Origin of the sequence: Streptomyces flaveolus (assembly GCF_044765825.1) — a bacterium.
Lineage (GTDB): Bacteria > Actinomycetota > Actinomycetes > Streptomycetales > Streptomycetaceae > Streptomyces > Streptomyces flaveolus.
This window is the reverse complement of record NZ_JBIWKU010000003.1, coordinates 563,010-580,685: the sequence shown is the minus strand read 5'-3', so window position 1 is coordinate 580,685 and position 17,676 is coordinate 563,010. Positions and strand designations below refer to the sequence as shown.

Below are 17,676 nucleotides of genomic sequence, written 5' to 3'. Positions count from 1 at the left end.
CAGAAGGGGTCACAGGGCGAGGCGCCGGGACAGGTCGGACATGAACACCCCGCGCGGGTCCAGCTCCGCGCGCAGTGCGCGGAAGTCGTCCAGGCGCGGGTACATCGCGGCGAGCAGCTCGGGCCGCAGCCGGGAGTCCTTGGCGAGGTAGACCCGGCCGCCGGCCGCGGCGACCTCCTCGTCGAGCTCGTCGAGGAAGGCCCCGAGCCCCGGCAGCCCGGCCGGGACGTCCAGCGCCAGCGTCCAGCCGGGCACCGGGAACGACAGCCAGCCCGGGTCGGCTACCCCGAAGCGCTTGAGGACGGCCAGGAAGGACGGGCAGCGGTGCGCGGAGATGCGCCGCACGATCCGGCGCAGGGTCTCCTCCCGGCCGTGACCGACGACGAACTGGTACTGCACGAAGCCGCCGCGGCCGTAGATCCGGTTCCAGTGGGGCACCCCGTCCAGGGGGTGGAAGAAGGTGGAGATCCGCTGGAGCTGCCCGCGGCGCGCACGGGGGGCCTTGCGGTACCAGAGCTCGTTGAACAGACCCACGCTCGTCCGGCTGAGCAGCCCCTCCGGCAGGAAACCGGGGGCGGCCGGCAGGCGCGAGGTGCGGAAGACCAGCGGCTCGCGCCGGGCCCGGGCGGGCAGCGCGTCCAGCGGGGCGTGGTCGCCGCGGGTGAGGACCGCGCGGCCGGTCGCCGCGCCGCGCGCGAGGAGGTCGATCCAGGCGACCGAGTAGCGGTAGCGGTGGTCGGTGGCCGTCAGGCGGGCCATCAGGTCGTCGAGGTCGGCGGCACGCTCGGTGTCGACCGACATCAGCGCGGTCTCGACCGGCTGGAGCCGCACGGTCGCGGTGAGGATCACCCCGGTCAGGCCCATGCCGCCGGCGGTGGCGTCGAACAGCGGCGTGCCCCGGTCCACGGTGCGGACCCCGCCGTCGGCGGTGAGCAGCTCCAGGGACAGCACGTGCCGGGCGAAGGAGCCGGACACGTGGTGGTTCTTGCCGTGGATGTCGGCGCCGATCGCCCCGCCGACCGTCACATAGCGGGTGCCGGGCGTGACCGGCACGAACCAGCCGAGCGGCAGCAGGACCTCCATCAGCCGGTGCAGGGAGACGCCCGCGTCGCACAGCACGGTGCCGCCGTCGACGTCGATGGCGTGGATCCGGTCCAGGCCCGTCATGTCGAGCACGGCACCGCCCGCGTTCTGCGCCGCGTCGCCGTACGCCCGGCCCAGGCCCCTCGGGATGCCGCCGCGGGCCCCGCAGTCCCGGACGGCCGCCGCGGCCTCCTCGTACGTCCGCGGACGGATCAGACGGGCCGCGGTGGGCGCGGTGCGGCCCCAGCCGGTGACGGGACCCCACTCGTCGACGGGAACGGTGTCGGCAGACATGCCGGTGACCGTATCCCCCTTGGGCGGACGATCAGATCCGGAACATTCCACCCCTCCCCGAAACGGGTGATTAATGGTATGTCGCCCGATAATGCCGGACTTACCGCAGCGTCGGCGTGAACAGTGAGTCCCCATGGACGACCTGGACGACATGGACCACCGGATCGTGACGGCGCTCAGAGCCTGCGGCACGGACCCGCGCGTGGCCGCTGCCGCGCGCACCCTGTCCTGGGCCGGGGAGCACGGAGCGCTGTGGCTCGCCGCGGGCCTCGCCTCGGCCGCCGTGGACGGCCCGCGACGGACGGCCTGGCTGCGGGGCACCGCGCTCACCGCGGGCGCGCACCTGGCCAGCATGGGGGTGAAGCGGGTCGTGCGCCGCCCCCGCCCCCCGCACGTCCAGCCCCTGGTGCGCACCGCGGGCCGGCACTCCTTCCCCAGCTCCCACGCCACCTCCGCCGCGGCCGCCGCCGTCGTCTTCGGCGCGCTCGGCGTGCGCGCGGCCTGGCCGCTGGCCGCCGCCGTGTGCGTGTCCCGGCTGGTCGTCGGCGTCCACTACCCGACCGACGTCGCGGCCGGCGCCGCGCTGGGCGCGCTCACCGCCCGGCTCGGTGCCGACTGGATGCGGGGAGGGACCCCATGACCGACACGGCCGTCCTGCGGCAGCGCGCCCCCGAACAGCCCCCGCAACCCGCCCCGCCCCGCCGCGGCGGCCTCGCGGGCGGCCTGCTCAGGACCGCGCGGCCCCGCCAGTGGATCAAGAACGTGCTGGTCGTCGCCGCCCCGGCCGCCGCCGGCGACCTGTTCTCCCGGCACGCCCTGGCACAGCTCGCCCTCGTCTTCGTCCTGTTCACCGCCTGCGCCGCCGCCGTCTACCTCGTCAACGACGCCCGCGACGCCGAGGCCGACCGCGCCCACCCGGTCAAACGCCACCGCCCGGTCGCCGCCGGCCAGGTCCCGGTGCCGGTCGCCTACGCCGTCGGGGCCACCCTGGGCGTCCTCGCGCCCCTCGTCGCGGCCCGGCTGTGCCCCCCGCCCGTCGTGGCCCTGCTGATCGCCTACCTCGCGATGCAGGTGGCGTACTGCGTCAGCCTCAAGCACGTCCTGGTCGTCGACCTCGCCGTCGTCACCACCGGTTTCCTGATGCGCGCCATGATCGGCGGGCTGGCGCTCGGCATCCCGCTGTCGCGCTGGTTCCTCATCACCACCGGCTTCGGCGCCCTGTTCATGGTCTCCGCCAAGCGCTACAGCGAGGCCGTGCAGATGGCCGGCAAGGCGGGCGCCACCCGCGCCCTGCTCACCGAGTACACCACCGGCTACCTCCGCTTCGTCTGGCAGCTCGCGGCCGGCGTCGCCGTCCTCGGCTACTGCCTGTGGGCCATGGAGGAGGGCGGAGTCCCGCACACCAGCGTGCTGCCCTGGCGCCAGCTCTCCATGGTCGCCTTCATCCTCGCCGTGCTGCGCTACGCCGTCTTCGCCGACCGCGGCACCGCGGGCGAACCCGAGGACGTCATCCTGCGCGACCGGGCCCTCGCGCTGATCGGCGTGGTGTGGGTGGCGATGTACGGCCTGGCGGTGGCCAATTGGTAGCCGGCCGGCGCGAACTGCTGGGCTTCGCCACCGCCGGACTGCTCGCCTACGCCGTCGACCTCGGTCTCTTCACCGTGCTGCGCGGCCCCGCCGGACTCGGCCCGCTCACCGCCAAGGCCCTGTCCTTCGTCGCCGCCTGCTCCGTGGCCTACGCGGGCAACGCGCTGGGCACCTACCGGCACACCCGCCCGCGGGGCCTGCGCCCGTACGCCGTGTTCTTCGCGGTGAACGCCGTTGGCGCCGCCGTGCAGCTGCTGTGCCTGGCCGTCAGCCACTACGGCCTCGGCCTCACCTCGCAGCGCGCCGACACCGTCTCGGGGGCGGGAATCGGCATGGCACTGGCCACCATCCTGCGTTTTTGGGGCACAAGGACACTGGTCTTCCGCTCCGGGGAGACGACCGGCCGCCGGCCGGGACCATGGACCGGGACGACCGGGGGCAGAGTCGGATCATGGACTGGCTGAAGAAGCTCCCCGTGGTGGGGCCGTGGATCGCACGGCTGATGACCACGCACGCGTGGCGGTCGTACGAGCGGCTGGACCGGGTCAAGTGGACGCGGCTGGCCGCCGCGATGACGTTCACCAGTTTCGTCGCGCTCTTCCCGCTGCTCAGCCTCGCCGCCGCCGTCGCCGCCGCCACGCTCAGCAAGGAGCAGCAGGACAAACTCCAGGACAAGATCGCCGAGCAGGTGCCGGGCATCTCCGACCAGCTGAACATCCAGGGCCTGGTCGACAACGCCGGCACCGTCGGCCTCATCGCCGGCCTCCTGCTGCTCTTCACCGGCATCGGCTGGGTCGACGCCACCCGGGGCTGTCTGCGCGCCGTCTGGGAGGTGCCGGACGAGGAGGAGAACCCGCTCCTGCACCGGGCCAAGGACGCGGGTGTCCTCGTCGGCCTCGGCGGCGCCCTCTTGGTCACCGTCGGCATCTCCACCGTCGCCTCGGCGCTCGTCGGCTGGATCATCCGCCAGCTGGGCATCGCCGAGGGCGGCTTCGGCAGCGTCCTGCTGTACCTGGCCGCCTTCGTCGTCGCCGTCCTCGCCGACTTCCTCCTGCTGCTGTACGTGCTGACCCTGCTCCCCGGCGTCCAGCCGTCCCGCCGCCGGCTGCTGGTGGCCGCCCTGATCGGCGCGGTCGGCTTCGAACTGCTCAAGCTGCTGCTGAGCGGCTACATGCAGGGCGTCGCCACGAAGAGCATGTACGGCGCCTTCGGCGTCCCCGTCGCCCTGCTGCTGTGGATCAACTTCACCTCGAAGCTGGTGCTCTTCTGCGCCGCCTGGACGGCCACGGGCAGCAAGGCCGAGGAACTCACGGACGGGACCGGCGACGCACCAGCTCCGGCAGCGGCCAGCGACGGTTGACCAGGAACGCGCCGCCCGCGAGCAGCACCAGCGCCCCGGCGGTGATGCCGGCCGCCATCCCGGCGCCGGTGGGGCCGTCCGCGGTCGGGGCCCCCGCCACCGGCTTCGTCCCCACGGCGGCCTTCCCGCTGACGCCCCCGGCCTGACCCGAGGCCTCGGGTCCCGGGCTCGCCTGCACCGCGCTCCTCGGCGGCACCAGCTCACCCACCGGCCTCACCTTGCCGGCCGCCTGGAAACCCCAGTCGAACAGCCGGGCGGTCTCCTTGTAGACCTCGTTGTGCTCGTTCTTCGCCGGGTTCATCACGGTGACGAGCAGCACCTTGCCGCCGCGCTCGGCGACACCGGTGAAGGTGGCGCCCGCGTTGGTGGTGTTGCCGTTCTTCACGCCGGCGATGCCGGGGTAGACCCCTATGTCCGAGTCGCCGGCCAGCAGCCGGTTGGTGTTCTGGATCTCGAAGGACTCACGGGACACCTTGCCCTTCTTGTCCTTGGCCGTCCTGCCCGGGAACTTCGCGCGGACCGTCGAGGCGTACTCGCGGAAGTCCTTCTTCTGCAGCCCCGAGCGGGCGAACAGCGTCAGGTCGTACGCGGAGGAGACCTGGCGCGGCGCGTCGTAGCCGTCGGGGCTGACCACCGTGGTGTCGAGGGCCTGCAGCTCCTCGGCGTGCGCGTTCATGTCCGCCACGGTCCTGTCGACGCCGCCGTTCATCGCCGACAGCACGTGCACGGCGTCGTTCCCGGAGCGCAGGAAGACACCGAGCCACAGGTCGTGGACGGTGTACGTCTCCTCCTCCTTGATGCCGACCAGGCTGGACCCGGCGCCGACGCCCGCGAGGTCGGACACCGCCACCTTGTGCCGCGTGGTCTTCGGCCACTTCGGCAGCAGCGTGTCGGCGAACAGCATCTTCAGGGTGCTCGCCGGGGCCAGCCGCCAGTGCGCGTTGTGCGCGGCGAGCACGTCGCCGGACTCGGCGTCGGCCACGATCCAGGAGCGGGCGGTGAGGTCCTTGGGCAGGACCGGGGCCCCGCCCGCGAGGTCGACCTGTGTCCCGGGCTGCCCGAGCCGCGTGCCGCCCACGGACGACATCGTCGCCGGGGGTGTGGCCGACGGACTCGCCGAGGGGCTCGTCGACGGACCGGGCGCCGCGTGTGCGGCCGGCATGAGGGACAGGGCGGTCAGGGCGGCGGAGGCGACCAGCAGGGATCGCCGGACGGTCTTCTCGGGTGCGGGCACGAGCGAGAACGTACCGCCCGGACGCGGCACGGGCCCAGCCACCTCCCCACCCCGGACACGGAACCGCACGGGCGGCGGAGATACTGAGGACATGAAGCTCAGCCGCCCCGTCTCCTGGTTCCTGCTCGCCTTCGGGGTGTGGAGCTGGATCATCTGGATCACTTTCGTCAAAAACCTGGTCAAGGACGGCAGCGGGCTGGCCTTCGAGGACGGCGACCCCACGGCGTACTTCTGGGTGCACCTGCTGCTCGCCGTCGTCTCCTTCGTATTGGGGACGGTCGTCGGGGTCATCGGGTTGCGCGGAGTGCGCGCACTGCGCCGAACGTCATAACGTCACGGACGTCACAACTGAGGGGATCCGACGGCATGGTGGTCGTCTTCGCGCTCGTCGCACTGGCCGTGGTGGGCGTCCTGGTGACGGCCAACTGGTACGTGTGGCGGCGCCTGTTCCGCGACACGACCCGCGGGCCCGGCACCGGGCGCCGCGTCGGCGCCGTCGTGATCGCCGGCGGCTGGGCGCTGGCCGTCGGCGCACTGGTCGCCGAGCGCACGGGCGCCCCGTTCTGGCTCCAGCGCGTCCTGGCCTGGCCGGGCTTCCTGTGGCTGGCCCTGTCGATCTACCTGCTGCTGGCGGTGCTCGCGGGCGAGGTCGTACGGCCGCTGCTGCGCCGCTTCCTGGAACGGCGGGCGGCCGCGCGGCCGGCGGACCCGGGTGAGCTGCGGGCGCCGGCCGCGGACCCGGAGCGGATACCGGCGGGGACCGCGCCGCCGAGGACACCCCCTGCCGGCCCCGAGCCGTCCGCCGCGTCCGGTGCCACGCCCGCGAGCCCCCTCGCCGTCCCCTCGCGCCGCCTGTTCGTCTCCCGTGTCGTCGCCGGTGCCGCGGCGGCTGCGGCCGTCGGGACGGTCGGGTACGGCACGTACGGCGTGCTGCGCGGCCCGAAGGTCAAGCGGGTCACCGTGCCCCTGGCCAAGCTGCCGCGCGCCGCGCACGGCTTCCGCATCGCCGTGGTCAGCGACATCCACCTCGGCCCGGTGCTCGGCCGGGGCTTCGCGCAGACGGTCGTCGACACGATCAACTCCACGCAACCCGACCTCGTCGCCGTCGTCGGCGACCTGGTGGACGGCAGCGTGAAGGACCTCGGCCCGGCGGCGGCCCCGCTCGCACGGTTGCGGGCCCGGCACGGCGCGTACTTCGTCACCGGCAACCACGAGTACTTCTCCGGCGCCGAACAGTGGGTCGCCGAGGTACGGCGCCTCGGCCTGATCCCGCTGGAGAACGCGCGCACCGAGCTGCCCCACTTCGACCTGGCCGGCGTCAACGACGTGGCGGGCGAGGACGAGGGCCAGGGCCCCGACTACGCCCGTGCCCTCGGCGACCGCGACCGGGCCCGCGCCTGCGTGCTGCTCGCCCACCAGCCGGTGCAGATCCACGACGCCGTCGACCACGGCGTCGACCTCCAGCTCTCCGGCCACACCCACGGCGGGCAGCTCTGGCCCGGCAACCTCGTCGCGGGCGCCGCGAACCCGACGCTGGCGGGCCTGGAGCGCTACGGCGACACCCAGCTGTACGTCAGCCGGGGCGCGGGCGCCTGGGGCCCGCCCACCCGGGTGGGGGCGCCGTCGGACATCACGGTGATCGAGCTGGCGTCCCGTCAGGCCTGACCGGTGGCCTTCCTGGCCGCCGGGTCGGGCAGCGCGCCGGTCATGCCGGGCAGGAAGTCCGTGAACAGCTCGTGCACCTCGCGCACCAGCGGGCGCAGCACCCGGAAGCGGGCCAGCGCGACACCCCGCGCGGTGAGCCGGGCGCCGCGCTCGGCGAGCCGGTAGCTGCGTTCGCGCCCCGGGGTGCGGTCGAAGACCCAGTACAGGACCAGCCCCATCTGGGAGAGCCACATCAGCTCGGGGAGGATGTCCCGCAGTTCCTCGGGCACCTTGGTCTTCGCGCCGGCCAGCACCGCGCGGTGGACGCTGATGGCCTCCACGCGCGCGTGCTCCGACTCCGGGGAGAAGGGGCTGAGCGGGCTGTCCGGGTCGGCGGCGTTCTTGAAGAACTGCACCGCGAACTCGTGGTACGGCGTCGCGATGTCCAGCCACACCTTCAGCACGCCCGCCAGCCGCGCCTCCAGGTCGGTCTCTCGCGCCAGGACCTCACGGACCGCCGCCTGGTGCTCGGCGGCGATCCGGTCGTAGAAGCCCTGGATCAGGTGTTCCTTGCCCGCGAAGTAGTAGTAGGCGTTGCCGACGGAGACGCCGGCCTCCTGGGCGATGGCCCGCATGGTCGTCCGGTCGTAGCCGCGTTCCTGGAACAGCCGCATGGCCGTCTCCAGGATCAGCGCGCGGGTCTGCTCGGACTTGCTGAGGGGGGCTCCGTCGTCGGGGCCGTCGTTCTTGGCAGGCACAGGAAGAGAGCCTAACGATTGACGCAGGCGCCGTCGTCGCAGCCCGGTCCGGTGTACAGCCAGCCGAGCCCCGGCTCGTACACCCACCCGTCGGCGCGGCGGTACCCGTTGCCGCCCCACCGCTTCTGCCCGTCCCGCCACTTGGCGGCGGCCAGGACGGCTCCGCGGGCCAGCCGGGCCCCGGCGGGTGTGCTGAGCCGGTGGGCGAGCCTGCGGTACCTGCGCAGCGCCCACAGCACGACGATCCAGGCGGCGGCGCCCCGGTAGACCTGCCCGGCGTCGCCGACGGCGGTGACCTCGTCGAGGGAGGCGCCGTGGTCGAGGCCGGGGAACCGCCGCCGGGCCTCGTCCGACCCGGCCGGGACCAGGTCCAGCGGCACCAGCCGGGGCTGGCGCAGCAGCCAGTCCCGTACATGGGCGCACAGGGAGCATTCGGCGTCGTAGAGGACGGTGAGCCGGCGCACGGGGGCGCCGGCCGTCCCGGGAGCGGGAGCCATCGGCTCAGGCCCCGGCCGTCGGGGCCGCCCAGCCCTGCGGCGGGACCGGCGGCACCTGCTCCCGCTCCATCATGCCGCGCCGCCGGATCTTGTTGAGCACGTACACGTTGCCCAGGTGCATCACGCCGAGCACCAGCAGCACCACGCCGATCTTGGTCGACAGCGCCTCGAAGATCCCCCGGGTGTCGGTGATCGTCTCGTCGCCGCTCAGGTACAGGGCGACGAAGCCGAGGTTGACGAGGTAGAAGCCGACCACCAGGAGGTGGTTGACGGCGTCGGCGAGCTTCTCGTTGCCGTGCAGGACGTCGGCGAGGAAGACCCGGCCGTTGCGGCTGAGCGTGCGGGCCACCCAGACGGTCAGACCGATGCTGACGACCAGGTAGATGACGTAGGCGATGACGGTGCGATCCATGCCCCACCCCTTCTTGAACGCGTTCAAAACGCTGACAGGGCTGACTGTAGACCTGCTTTTGAACGTGTTCAACTCAAAGAGGGGGTGGTCCGCGTCACGCGGCCGGCGGCTACGGCCGGCGGCCGAGCTCGGGGCGCTTGGAGTAGTCCGTGAGGCCGACGACGTTGCCCCAGGGGTCGGCGAACTCAACGGTCCAGCCGGTGGCTACGGGGAACGGTTCGTCGAGCGGCGTGACACCCGCCTCGCGCAGCGCCGTGGCGGCCCGGCGGGCGTCGGGAACCTCCAGCCACACCCGCGCGGAGGGCCACAGCGGCGGGCGCCGCCCGAACTCGTCCTCGGCCCGCAGCAGGACGCCCGGCGCCTCTCCGCCGACCTTCAGCAGCGCGATCCCGGCCTCGTCGAGCCGGAAGGCCACCGGGAAGCCGGCCCGCTCGTAGAACCCGACGGCCTCACCGAGGTCACCGACGGGCAGCAGCACGTTGTCGAACCCGAGCAGTTCGTACGACTCGTCATCTGACATGGCGTCAGGCTAGGACGGTCGTCGCCCGGAACGGCTGATTGTCAGCCCTCGTCGGGTGCGGGCTTAGGCCGTCCGGCGGCAAGGATCTCGGCGACGTCCAGGGTGACCTCGGCACCGAGGGAGTCGGGCAGGGTGACGGTCTCACCGGGGGAGTGGACGCGGTGGGTGGAGTAGTCGGCGCAGTCGGGGTCGGTGAGGACGTGGAGGCGCTGGTGCTTGCGGTCGACGATCACGTACACGGGGACCATGGCGGCGGCGTAGGCGGTGACCTTGGTCTTCAGGTCGTTCTTCCAGTTGCTGGAGGTGACCTCCAGGACGAGGCGGAAGCAGACCGGGTCGTAGCAGTTGTTCTCGACGAGGTGATCGTCGACATCGGCGTCCACGATCGCCAGATCCGGAATCGCGTAGTCCTCGGCGTCGGTGGGCAACCAGAGACCGATGCCCTGGACCACCTTCGAATGCGCGCCATGAAGGCCTGCGGCTGCGAAGGGCAGGATGAGGTCGGTCAGGACTACGGCGTGCGGGCCGTCCGGTGGCGGGGTCACGACGAGCTGGCCTCCGATGATCTCGACGCGGTAGCCCGGGAGCCGGTCCATGATGCGGTTCGCCTCCGCGATCAGCGGGAGTTCGCCGTGGGGCAGCTCGACGGATGCTGCGGACATCGCGTGCCTCCTGGGGGCTGGTGCCGAGGCCATCATCGTAGGCCGGACCGGGCCCGCGAGGCCCTTCATCGCCCCATCACCCGATCGTGTGGCATATGCCAGAGGGCCCCGCTTCCAGGGGAAACGGGGCCCTCACCGGCCTACGGCGGCGAACCGACGGACGTCAGAAGCGGCGCGTGATCAGCGCCCGCTTCACCTCCGCGATCGCCTTGGTGACCTCGATGCCGCGCGGGCAGGCGTCCGTGCAGTTGAAGGTCGTGCGGCAGCGCCAGACGCCGTCGCGGTCGTTGAGGATCTCCAGCCGCTGCTCCCCGGCCTCGTCACGCGAGTCGAAGATGAAGCGGTGGGCGTTCACGATCGCGGCCGGGCCGAAGTACTGGCCGTCGTTCCAGAACACCGGGCACGAGGACGTGCAGGCGGCGCACAGGATGCACTTCGTCGTGTCGTCGAAGCGCTCGCGGTCCTCGGCGGACTGCAGGCGCTCACGCGTCGGCTCGTTGGTGTCCTTCGTGATCAGGAAGGGCATCACGTCCCGGTACGCCTGGAAGAACGGCTCCATGTCGACGACCAGGTCCTTGAGGACCGTCAGGCCCTTGATGGGCTCGACCGTGATCGGCTTCTCGGGGCTGATGTCCTTGATCAGCGTCTTGCAGGCCAGCCGGTTCTTGCCGTTGATCCGCATGGCGTCGGACCCGCAGATGCCGTGGGCGCAGGAACGGCGGAAGGTCAGCGTGCCGTCCAGGTCCCACTTGATCTTGTGAAGGGCGTCGAGGACGCGCTCCTTCGGGTCGATCTCCAGCTGGAAGTCCTGCCAGGTCGCCTCCGCCGAGACCTCCGGGTTGAACCGGCGGACCCGCATGGTGACGGTGATGTAGGGGGAGTCGGCGAAACCGGGCTCGGGGGCCTTGTCGCTCTTCTCCATGACAGGGGTAGCCATCAGTACTTACGCTCCATCGGCTGGTAGCGGGTCTGGACGACCGGCTTGTAGTCCAGACGGATGGACTCGGTGCCGTCGTCGCCCACCTCGCGGTACGCCATGGTGTGGCGCATGAAGTTGACGTCGTCGCGGTTGGGGTAGTCCTCGCGGTAGTGACCGCCGCGGGACTCCTTGCGGGCGAGCGCGGAGACCGCCATGACCTCGGCCAGGTCGAGCAGGTTGCCCAGCTCGACGGCCTCCAGCAGGTCGGTGTTGAACCGCTTGCCCTTGTCCTGGATGGCCACGTTCTTGTAGCGCGCGCGCAGCTCGGCGATCTTCTCGACGGCCGTCTTGATCGTCTGCTCGGTGCGGAACACCATGACGTTGGCGTCCATGGTCTCCTGCAGCTCGCGGCGCAGCTCGGCCACCCGCTCGTTGCCGGTGGAGGTACGCAGCCGCTCGATCTGCTCGACGACCAGGGACTCCGGGTTCTCCGGCAGCTCGACGAAGTCCGCCTTCTGCGCGTACTCCGCGGCGGCGATGCCGGCCCGCTTGCCGAAGACGTTGATGTCCAGCAGCGAGTTGGTGCCCAGGCGGTTGGCGCCGTGCACCGACACGCAGGCGACCTCGCCGGCCGCGTACAGGCCCGGCACGACGGTGGTGTTGTCCGCGAGGACCTCACCCTCGACGTTGGTCGGGATGCCGCCCATGGCGTAGTGCGCGGTGGGCTGGATCGGGATCGGGTCCGTGTAGGGCTCGATGCCGAGGTAGGTCCGCGCGAACTCCGTGATGTCGGGCAGCTTGGCGTCCAGCTGCTCCGGCGGGAGGTGGGTGAGGTCCAGGTAGACGTGGTCACCCTCGGGACCGCAGCCGCGGCCCTCGCGGATCTCGGTGTAGATCGAGCGGGAGACGACGTCACGGGACGCGAGGTCCTTCATGACCGGCGCGTACTTCTCCATGAACCGCTCGCCGTCCTTGTTGCGGAGGATGCCGCCCTCACCGCGGGCGCCCTCCGTCAGCAGGATGCCCATGCGCCAGATGCCGGTCGGGTGGAACTGGAAGAACTCCATGTCCTCCAGCGGCAGCCCGCGCCGGTACACGGCCGCCTGGCCGTCACCGGTCAGCGTGTGCGCGTTCGACGTCACCTTGAAGAACTTGCCGGTGCCGCCGGAGGCGTAGATCACGGACTTCGCCTGGAAGATGTGGATCTCGCCGGTCGCCAGCTCGTAGGCCACCACGCCGGCCGACTTCTTGACGCCGTCGACCTCGGTGATGAGCTGGTCCAGGACGTAGAACTCGTTGAAGAACTCCACGCCCTCCTTGACGCAGTTCTGGTACAGCGTCTGGAGGATCATGTGGCCGGTGCGGTCGGCCGCGTAGCAGGAGCGGCGGACCGGGGCCTCGCCGTGGTTGCGGCTGTGACCGCCGAAGCGGCGCTGGTCGATGGTGCCGTTCGGGGTCCGGTTGAACGGCAGGCCCATCTTCTCCAGGTCGAGGACCGAGTCGATGGCCTCCTTCGCCAGGATCTCGGCGGCGTCCTGGTCGACCAGGTAGTCACCGCCCTTGACCGTGTCGAAGGTGTGCCACTCCCAGTTGTCCTCCTCCACGTTGGCCAGCGCGGCGGCCATGCCGCCCTGCGCGGCGCCCGTGTGGGAGCGGGTGGGGTAGAGCTTCGTCAGGACGGCGGTGCGGCTGCGCTTGGTCGACTCGATGGCCGCGCGCATGCCGGCGCCACCGGCGCCGACGATGACGGTGTCGTACTTGTGGATCTTCATGATTCTCGCAGCCCCGTGCCTAGCGGATGTTCGGGTCGAAGGTGAAGATCACCAGCGTGCCCAGCAGGATGGTGAACACCGTGGCGGTGTAGAGCAGGCCCTTGAGCCACAGTCGGGTGTTCGCGCGCTCCGCGTAGTCGTTGATGACCGTGCGCAGGCCGTTCGCGCCGTGCAGCATGGCGAGCCAGAGCATCAGCAGGTCCCAGACCTGCCAGAACGGCGAGGCCCAGCGGCCGGCCACGAAGGCGAAGCCGATCTTCGAGACGCCGCCGTCCAGCACCAGCTGGATGAGCAGGTGCCCGATGACCAGGACGACCAGCACCACGCCGGACAGGCGCATGAACAGCCAGCCGTACAGCTCGAAGTTGCCGCGCGTGGACTTCGGGGTCTTCTTGGTGCGCTGACGAGGGGCTTCGATCAGCGGCGCCGGGTTGTCGACCGTGTAGACGGAGGCACCCTCGACGGGGCCGATGCCGGAAGCGGACTTCTCAGTAGTAGACATGCGCGTCAGCTCCCGAACAGTTCACGAGCGGCGTGGCCGAGGACGGGGTAGATCGCCCCGAGCATCAGCAGGACCCAGACGGCGACGACGGTCCAGAGCATCTGCTTCTGGTAGCGGGCGCCCTTGATCCAGAAGTCGACGGCGATGACACGCAGGCCGTTGAGCGCGTGGAAGAGGATGGCGGCGACGAGGCCGTACTCCAGCAGCGCGACGATCGGCGTCTTGTACGTGGCCACGACGGTGTCGTAGGCCTCGGGGGACACGCGGACGAGAGCGGTGTCCAGCACGTGAACGAACAGGAAGAAGAAAATGAGGACGCCGGTGACTCGGTGAGCCACCCAGGACCACATTCCTTCCCGGCCGCGGTACAGCGTTCCAGCCGGCACGGAAGTTTCCTCCGGGAGCGGGGATTGGGGCCGCGCCGGCTTTCCTTGTCGGTCGGGCCCGGCCGGGTACGGTCCACCGGCCCCCAGCATCGTAGCGACGGTTGCCTGTGGTGCTTACGGGGGGCCTGCCTATGTGATCAAAGTTGCACTCAAAGGAGCAGTCCGTCGGCGGCGGGGCGGGCTGCTGGGGTGGGGTTTGTCCTGAATGCCGGGTGCGGGCCCTCAGTGGCCGGTCGCGCCCCGCGGCGGAGCCGCTGATGTGACGGCCCCGCGCCCCTGGAAGGCGTCGGTCAGTCTGCCTCTCGCGAGGCGCCGGAGCTCTTCCGCTGCCACCAGGCGTTCCTCGTCGGGATCGTTCGTCAATCGTGACCGGATGGCCGCCAGGACGTGGTCCAGTGCCTCGTCGGCGCTCAGGCCGTCCACGCAGATGACGAACACGTGTCCGAAGCGGGCCTCGTACGCCGCGGTCGCCGCGCTCAGGGCCGTGTGGGCCGCCGCGTACGTGTCCTCCGGCAGGGCGGGCAGGGTCTCCGCCGCCAGGGCCTCCGCCAGGTCCTGCGCGGTCAGGTCGTACGCCGCCTCGTCGGCCGCCGCCAGCAGGGACGGGAGGTCCGGGTAGGGGCGGTGGGCGGTCAGGCGGTGGGCCCAGTCACGGCTGTTCAGGCAGGCGAGGAGGGTCCGGGCGGCCTCGTCGGTGGGGGCCGCGTTGAAGCGCTCCAGCGAGGAATGCGTGACCTGTGGGGCGCGTGTTTGCACCGGCACGGGTATGGCGACTCGGCCGGAGAGGTCTGGGAGACGGTGCGCAGGCAGCGTGGGTCCTTGTGGGCGTCACGTGTGTGTCGGCAGGGGATTGTGCGAAATATGTGGCGACACGTTATCGAGAGAGGGCATCACATGTCCGTACGCTGCCCGAATTTCACCCGAACGGGAGAGTTTCAGAACATGTGGTGGACGCATGGTGGAGCCGGCGGCCTTAGGTTGGCGATGTGAGCCAGCACGGACGCCGGACACCGGCGCACAAGGTGAGGCAGCGGGCAGTGATCGCCGGCGCGGCGGTCGCGGCGCTCGGCGTGGGAGTCGGCCTGTGGGCCACCGACGGCGACGGGAACGACGGGCCCGCGGGCTCCACGGCGCGGTCCTCCGGCGAGGCGGCCGCCCCCTCCGTCCCGCCCAGTCCCAGTCGCTCCTACGCCCTGTCGAAGGAGCCGCGGACCGTACCGGCCGTACGGCAGCACACCCCGGCCCGCGGCCCCGGCTGGCAGCCCGGCCCCGGTCACCGGGTCCTCGTCACCGACCCGTCCCTCGCCGACGAGGGGCGCCTGGTGGCCGGCGAGCTGGGGATGACGTACGCCGGTGAGCAGGGCGACGCGCGCGCCGGGGACCTGCGGCTGGAGGTCAAGGCCGACAAGGGCGCGAACCCCGAGTCGTACTCCATGACCGTGCGCGACGGCCGCGTCACCGTCAGCGGGCCGGCCGAGGCGGGCGTCTTCTACGGCACCCGCACCCTGAAGCAGGCGGTGGACGGCGGCGGCACCGCGCCGGAAGGCGTCGTGAAGGACGAGCCGGCCAAGCCCAAGCGCGGCTTCATGCTGGACATCGCCCGCAAGCACTACGACGCCGACTGGATCAAGGACCGGGTCCGCGAGCTGGGCGATCTGAAGTACAACGAGCTGGGCCTGCACTTCTCCGACGACCAGGCCTTCCGCATCGAGTCCGACTCGCACCCGGAGATCGTCTCCCAGGACCACCTGAGCAAGGCCGAGGTCAAGGAGATCACCGACCTCGCCGCCTCCCGGCACATCACCGTCGTCCCCGAGATCGACTCGCCGGGCCACCTCGGCGCGGTGATCGCCGCGCACCCCGACCTCCAGCTGCGCAACGCCGCGGGCAGGGCCACGCGCGGCGCGATCGACATCTCCAAGCCGGAGGCCGCCGAGATCGTCGACGACCTGCTGAACGAGTACGCCGATCTCTTCCCCGGCTCCCAGTTCCATCTCGGCGCCGACGAGTACCAGGCGCTCGTGGTGCCGGACCCCGAGGCGTCCTACCCGACGCTGGCCGCCGCCGCCCGCAAGGCCTACGGCTCCGGCGGCACCGTCGCCGACCTGACCACCGGCTGGCTGAACGGCCGCGCCAAGACCGTCCTGGCCCACGACCGCACCCCGCGCGCCTGGAACGACGGCTTCTTCAAGGACACGTCCGTCACGCCCCTGAAGGACCTCAAGGTCGCCTACTGGACCGGCAAGGAGATCGGCGCCCGCCCGCCGGCGGAGTACCTGAGCGCGGGCCGCGACGTCCTCAACTACAACGACGAGTTCCTCTATTACGTGCTCGGCGAGCCGCAGACCTTCGTCTACCCGACCGGTGAGCGCATCTACGAGCAGTGGACCCCGCGCGTCCTGCGGGGCACCACGGCCGTCGACGCGAAGTACGACGACCAGATCCTCGGCGGCAGCTTCGCGGTCTGGGGCGACATCCCGAACGCCCAGACGCAGGCACAGGTCGCCGCCGGCATCCGGCTGCCGCTGGCGGCGACGGTCCAGAAGCTGTGGGACCCGGGCAAGCCCGAGCTGTCCTGGGCGGAGTTCAAAGCGCTGGCCGACCGGCTCGACTGACCACCGCCTGAGCGCCGCCCGACCGGGCGGCGCCGGATTGTCCGATACGGCTGCGAACTCCCGTACGGCTGTGGTGATGTTTGGGCGAGCCGAACCGACACGCCGGGGGGAGCCGGGACATGGGCTACTGGGGGTATTTCGTCGTGGGCCGCGCCGAGCGGCCGCTCGCGGAGCTGGACGCGCTGTCGGGCGCCGCGGACATGACCCTGCGGCTGTCCGCGCCGGACGGCTGGCAGGTGTGGGAGTACCCGGGCGGCGACGGAGACGTCGGGAACATGAACGACCTGGCCGCGCAGACCGGCGCACCCGCGCTGTTCGGGTACGTCATGGACAGCGACTGCGTGGTCGTCGAGGCGGCGGCGCCCGGGAGCGGGGCGTGGACCACCTGTCTGGTGCGGGCCGCGATGGCCGGGTACCTCGGCGCCGAGAACGAGGGGCTCACGCTGGAGGACTACTTCCTCGAGCCGCGCGACGCCGCCGAGCGCGCCGTGGCCTGGGCCGCCGAGGCCGGGCGCACCGCGGACGCCGGGGAACTGGCCGACGTGCTGACGGCCGATCCGGGGGACGACGCCGCTCCCGGCCCGGGCTCCGCGTCCGGGGCGGCCCCGACGGCCGAGGACCTCTTCTTCCGCTTCCTCGACCGGCTCGGCGTGGTGCCGCTGTGACACTCGCGGGCCGTCGCACGCAGTAGGGGGAAGTGCGGGTTCCGTGGCGGAGCGCGGGCCGGGGCGGTAGGGACGAGGAGGCACCGGATGAGTCTGGTGGAACTGATCGCGCAGGCCGACGCACGCGGGCTCGCCGCGAGCGGACTGGCCTGCCTGGACCGCTGCCTGCCTCTGCTGGACGGCGACGACGACGTGCTGCGGCCGTTGTGGGCGACCCTCGCCGACGGGGACGTGAGCGGCGACGGGCCCGCCTGGGCGCCGGCGTGGGAGCAGGTTCGCGGCAAGCTCACCGGGCCCGACGCGGCCGACGAGGACGAGGCCGTGCTGCTGGCCAGGCGGATGCTGGCCGCCGCCCCGGCCGGGTGCTCGGCCGCCGAGGTGCGGGTCTGGGCCGACGCCTGCTCCGTGGCCTCGCTGCGGATCCACCGGCTCCTCGACCCCGCGACGCAGACCACCGGTGGTGCCGGCGCCGGCCGCGAGGAGCCCGCACGGGGCACGTCGCCGCTGGTCGCCGCTGAACTGCGCCGCCAGGTCACCGTCCTGGAACTGCTCGCGGGCCACGGTCCGGCCGGGCTGCGGGGTGCCCTGGACGTGTCCACGGAGGGGCGCCGGGTGCTGCGCGCGGTGGTCTCCCGCAGGGCGCGCGGGCGGGGCTGACGCCGGCCGGGCTGTGACCGTCCTGCGGGGACGGCGCGGCGGTGGTGCGGTGGACGTGGGGGAGGTGGGGCGGTCCTGCGCCGGTTGCGGAACCACGGGCGAAACGGTG

The 17,676-nt window shown here is 71.9% G+C and carries 21 protein-coding genes; 9 read left to right on the top strand and 12 right to left on the bottom strand.

The annotated features are described in order from the left end of the window. Positions 1 to 9: 9 nt before the first annotated feature. A complete protein-coding gene (locus tag ACIRG6_RS12195; RefSeq protein WP_365020046.1) occupies positions 10 to 1,377 on the bottom strand; it encodes an FAD-binding protein in 1,368 nt (455 codons plus the stop codon). Between the two features lie 133 nt (positions 1,378 to 1,510). Between ACIRG6_RS12195 and ACIRG6_RS12190 the strand changes: the two genes are divergently transcribed. From ACIRG6_RS12190 to ACIRG6_RS12175, 4 genes are read left to right on the top strand one after another with little or no spacing between them, the layout of a single operon-like run. Beyond that, positions 1,511 to 2,017, top strand: a complete 507-nt coding sequence (locus ACIRG6_RS12190; protein ID WP_364676589.1) for a phosphatase PAP2 family protein — start codon at positions 1,511 to 1,513, stop codon at positions 2,015 to 2,017. After that, positions 2,014 to 2,964, top strand: coding sequence for a decaprenyl-phosphate phosphoribosyltransferase (locus tag ACIRG6_RS12185; protein ID WP_403322311.1), 951 nt, complete (start codon positions 2,014 to 2,016; stop codon positions 2,962 to 2,964). The genes ACIRG6_RS12190 and ACIRG6_RS12185 overlap by 4 nt, the downstream gene beginning before the upstream one ends. Then, the gene (locus ACIRG6_RS12180; protein ID WP_364676592.1) at positions 2,958 to 3,428 is read left to right on the top strand and encodes a GtrA family protein; all 471 of its coding nucleotides are present in this window, start codon (positions 2,958 to 2,960) and stop codon (positions 3,426 to 3,428) included. The genes ACIRG6_RS12185 and ACIRG6_RS12180 overlap by 7 nt, the downstream gene beginning before the upstream one ends. Continuing rightward, the gene (locus tag ACIRG6_RS12175; protein ID WP_364676594.1) at positions 3,416 to 4,324 is read left to right on the top strand and encodes a YihY/virulence factor BrkB family protein; all 909 of its coding nucleotides are present in this window, start codon (positions 3,416 to 3,418) and stop codon (positions 4,322 to 4,324) included. The genes ACIRG6_RS12180 and ACIRG6_RS12175 overlap by 13 nt, the downstream gene beginning before the upstream one ends. On the opposite strand, the gene ACIRG6_RS12170 is transcribed toward ACIRG6_RS12175, so the two are convergent. Then, a complete protein-coding gene (locus tag ACIRG6_RS12170) occupies positions 4,272 to 5,558 on the bottom strand; it encodes a D-alanyl-D-alanine carboxypeptidase family protein (protein ID WP_365020053.1) in 1,287 nt (428 codons plus the stop codon). The two genes, ACIRG6_RS12175 and ACIRG6_RS12170, sit on opposite strands and share 53 nt — an antisense overlap. 91 nt (positions 5,559 to 5,649) lie before the next feature. Here ACIRG6_RS12170 and ACIRG6_RS12165 point away from each other — a divergent pair, with 91 nt between their 5' ends. After that, positions 5,650 to 5,889: an SCO4848 family membrane protein gene (locus ACIRG6_RS12165; RefSeq protein ID WP_239765563.1), complete on the top strand. Its 240-nt coding sequence runs from the start codon at positions 5,650 to 5,652 to the stop codon at positions 5,887 to 5,889. A gap of 35 nt (positions 5,890 to 5,924) precedes the next feature. Next, positions 5,925 to 7,223: a metallophosphoesterase gene (locus tag ACIRG6_RS12160; protein WP_364676597.1), complete on the top strand. Its 1,299-nt coding sequence runs from the start codon at positions 5,925 to 5,927 to the stop codon at positions 7,221 to 7,223. On the opposite strand, the gene ACIRG6_RS12155 is transcribed toward ACIRG6_RS12160, so the two are convergent. The 10 genes from ACIRG6_RS12155 to ACIRG6_RS12110 form a co-directional block, all read right to left on the bottom strand. Next, positions 7,214 to 7,960, bottom strand: a complete 747-nt coding sequence (locus ACIRG6_RS12155; RefSeq protein ID WP_239765565.1) for a TetR/AcrR family transcriptional regulator — start codon at positions 7,958 to 7,960, stop codon at positions 7,214 to 7,216. The genes ACIRG6_RS12160 and ACIRG6_RS12155 overlap by 10 nt on opposite strands. A gap of 11 nt (positions 7,961 to 7,971) precedes the next feature. After that, positions 7,972 to 8,457, bottom strand: coding sequence for a thiol-disulfide oxidoreductase DCC family protein (locus ACIRG6_RS12150; RefSeq protein ID WP_350714097.1), 486 nt, complete (start codon positions 8,455 to 8,457; stop codon positions 7,972 to 7,974). A gap of 4 nt (positions 8,458 to 8,461) precedes the next feature. Continuing rightward, positions 8,462 to 8,869, bottom strand: coding sequence for a hypothetical protein (locus ACIRG6_RS12145; protein ID WP_403322307.1), 408 nt, complete (start codon positions 8,867 to 8,869; stop codon positions 8,462 to 8,464). A gap of 109 nt (positions 8,870 to 8,978) precedes the next feature. Beyond that, the gene (locus tag ACIRG6_RS12140) at positions 8,979 to 9,389 is read right to left on the bottom strand and encodes a VOC family protein (protein ID WP_364676599.1); all 411 of its coding nucleotides are present in this window, start codon (positions 9,387 to 9,389) and stop codon (positions 8,979 to 8,981) included. A 41-nt stretch (positions 9,390 to 9,430) separates the two neighbouring features. Then, positions 9,431 to 10,051, bottom strand: a complete 621-nt coding sequence (locus tag ACIRG6_RS12135) for a Uma2 family endonuclease (RefSeq protein WP_364818758.1) — start codon at positions 10,049 to 10,051, stop codon at positions 9,431 to 9,433. Between the two features lie 163 nt (positions 10,052 to 10,214). Further along, positions 10,215 to 10,988, bottom strand: coding sequence for a succinate dehydrogenase iron-sulfur subunit (locus ACIRG6_RS12130; RefSeq protein ID WP_239765570.1), 774 nt, complete (start codon positions 10,986 to 10,988; stop codon positions 10,215 to 10,217). Further along, positions 10,988 to 12,742 (bottom strand): succinate dehydrogenase flavoprotein subunit, encoded by a 1,755-nt coding sequence (gene sdhA / locus ACIRG6_RS12125; RefSeq protein ID WP_364818760.1) that lies wholly within the window; start codon positions 12,740 to 12,742, stop codon positions 10,988 to 10,990. The genes ACIRG6_RS12130 and sdhA overlap by 1 nt, the downstream gene beginning before the upstream one ends. A gap of 19 nt (positions 12,743 to 12,761) precedes the next feature. Continuing rightward, positions 12,762 to 13,244, bottom strand: a complete 483-nt coding sequence (locus ACIRG6_RS12120; protein ID WP_189229021.1) for a succinate dehydrogenase hydrophobic membrane anchor subunit — start codon at positions 13,242 to 13,244, stop codon at positions 12,762 to 12,764. 5 nt (positions 13,245 to 13,249) lie between these two features. Next, entirely contained in the window at positions 13,250 to 13,630 is a 381-nt protein-coding gene (sdhC, locus tag ACIRG6_RS12115) for a succinate dehydrogenase, cytochrome b556 subunit (protein WP_189229020.1), read from the bottom strand. 222 nt (positions 13,631 to 13,852) lie between these two features. After that, positions 13,853 to 14,392: a 2-oxo-4-hydroxy-4-carboxy-5-ureidoimidazoline decarboxylase gene (locus ACIRG6_RS12110; protein WP_403322303.1), complete on the bottom strand. Its 540-nt coding sequence runs from the start codon at positions 14,390 to 14,392 to the stop codon at positions 13,853 to 13,855. A gap of 224 nt (positions 14,393 to 14,616) precedes the next feature. Between ACIRG6_RS12110 and ACIRG6_RS12105 the strand changes: the two genes are divergently transcribed. From ACIRG6_RS12105 to ACIRG6_RS12095, 3 genes are all read left to right on the top strand, one after another. After that, the gene (locus ACIRG6_RS12105) at positions 14,617 to 16,245 is read left to right on the top strand and encodes a beta-N-acetylhexosaminidase (protein ID WP_403322302.1); all 1,629 of its coding nucleotides are present in this window, start codon (positions 14,617 to 14,619) and stop codon (positions 16,243 to 16,245) included. Positions 16,246 to 16,364: 119 nt separating this feature from the next. Next, positions 16,365 to 16,910: a hypothetical protein gene (locus tag ACIRG6_RS12100; protein WP_350714111.1), complete on the top strand. Its 546-nt coding sequence runs from the start codon at positions 16,365 to 16,367 to the stop codon at positions 16,908 to 16,910. A gap of 87 nt (positions 16,911 to 16,997) precedes the next feature. Then, a complete protein-coding gene (locus tag ACIRG6_RS12095; RefSeq protein WP_350714113.1) occupies positions 16,998 to 17,567 on the top strand; it encodes a hypothetical protein in 570 nt (189 codons plus the stop codon). The last annotated feature ends 109 nt before the right edge of the window (positions 17,568 to 17,676 follow it).

What these genes read in the sequence shown, in the direction of transcription:
- ACIRG6_RS12120 (WP_189229021.1), bottom strand. Translation starts at nt 13,244, where the DNA reads ATGTCTACTACTGAGAAGTCCGCTTCCGGCATCGGCCCCGTCGAGGGT.
- ACIRG6_RS12140 (WP_364676599.1), bottom strand. Translation starts at nt 9,389, where the DNA reads ATGTCAGATGACGAGTCGTACGAACTGCTCGGGTTCGACAACGTGCTG.
- ACIRG6_RS12130 (WP_239765570.1), bottom strand. Translation starts at nt 10,988, where the DNA reads ATGGCTACCCCTGTCATGGAGAAGAGCGACAAGGCCCCCGAGCCCGGT.
- ACIRG6_RS12100 (WP_350714111.1), top strand. Translation starts at nt 16,365, where the DNA reads ATGGGCTACTGGGGGTATTTCGTCGTGGGCCGCGCCGAGCGGCCGCTC.
- ACIRG6_RS12145 (WP_403322307.1), bottom strand. Translation starts at nt 8,869, where the DNA reads ATGGATCGCACCGTCATCGCCTACGTCATCTACCTGGTCGTCAGCATC.
- ACIRG6_RS12195 (WP_365020046.1), bottom strand. Translation starts at nt 1,377, where the DNA reads ATGTCTGCCGACACCGTTCCCGTCGACGAGTGGGGTCCCGTCACCGGC.
- ACIRG6_RS12175 (WP_364676594.1), top strand. Translation starts at nt 3,416, where the DNA reads ATGGACTGGCTGAAGAAGCTCCCCGTGGTGGGGCCGTGGATCGCACGG.
- ACIRG6_RS12095 (WP_350714113.1), top strand. Translation starts at nt 16,998, where the DNA reads ATGAGTCTGGTGGAACTGATCGCGCAGGCCGACGCACGCGGGCTCGCC.
- ACIRG6_RS12150 (WP_350714097.1), bottom strand. Translation starts at nt 8,457, where the DNA reads ATGGCTCCCGCTCCCGGGACGGCCGGCGCCCCCGTGCGCCGGCTCACC.
- ACIRG6_RS12185 (WP_403322311.1), top strand. Translation starts at nt 2,014, where the DNA reads ATGACCGACACGGCCGTCCTGCGGCAGCGCGCCCCCGAACAGCCCCCG.
- ACIRG6_RS12135 (WP_364818758.1), bottom strand. Translation starts at nt 10,051, where the DNA reads ATGTCCGCAGCATCCGTCGAGCTGCCCCACGGCGAACTCCCGCTGATC.
- ACIRG6_RS12165 (WP_239765563.1), top strand. Translation starts at nt 5,650, where the DNA reads ATGAAGCTCAGCCGCCCCGTCTCCTGGTTCCTGCTCGCCTTCGGGGTG.
- ACIRG6_RS12160 (WP_364676597.1), top strand. Translation starts at nt 5,925, where the DNA reads ATGGTGGTCGTCTTCGCGCTCGTCGCACTGGCCGTGGTGGGCGTCCTG.
- sdhA (WP_364818760.1), bottom strand. Translation starts at nt 12,742, where the DNA reads ATGAAGATCCACAAGTACGACACCGTCATCGTCGGCGCCGGTGGCGCC.
- ACIRG6_RS12190 (WP_364676589.1), top strand. Translation starts at nt 1,511, where the DNA reads ATGGACGACCTGGACGACATGGACCACCGGATCGTGACGGCGCTCAGA.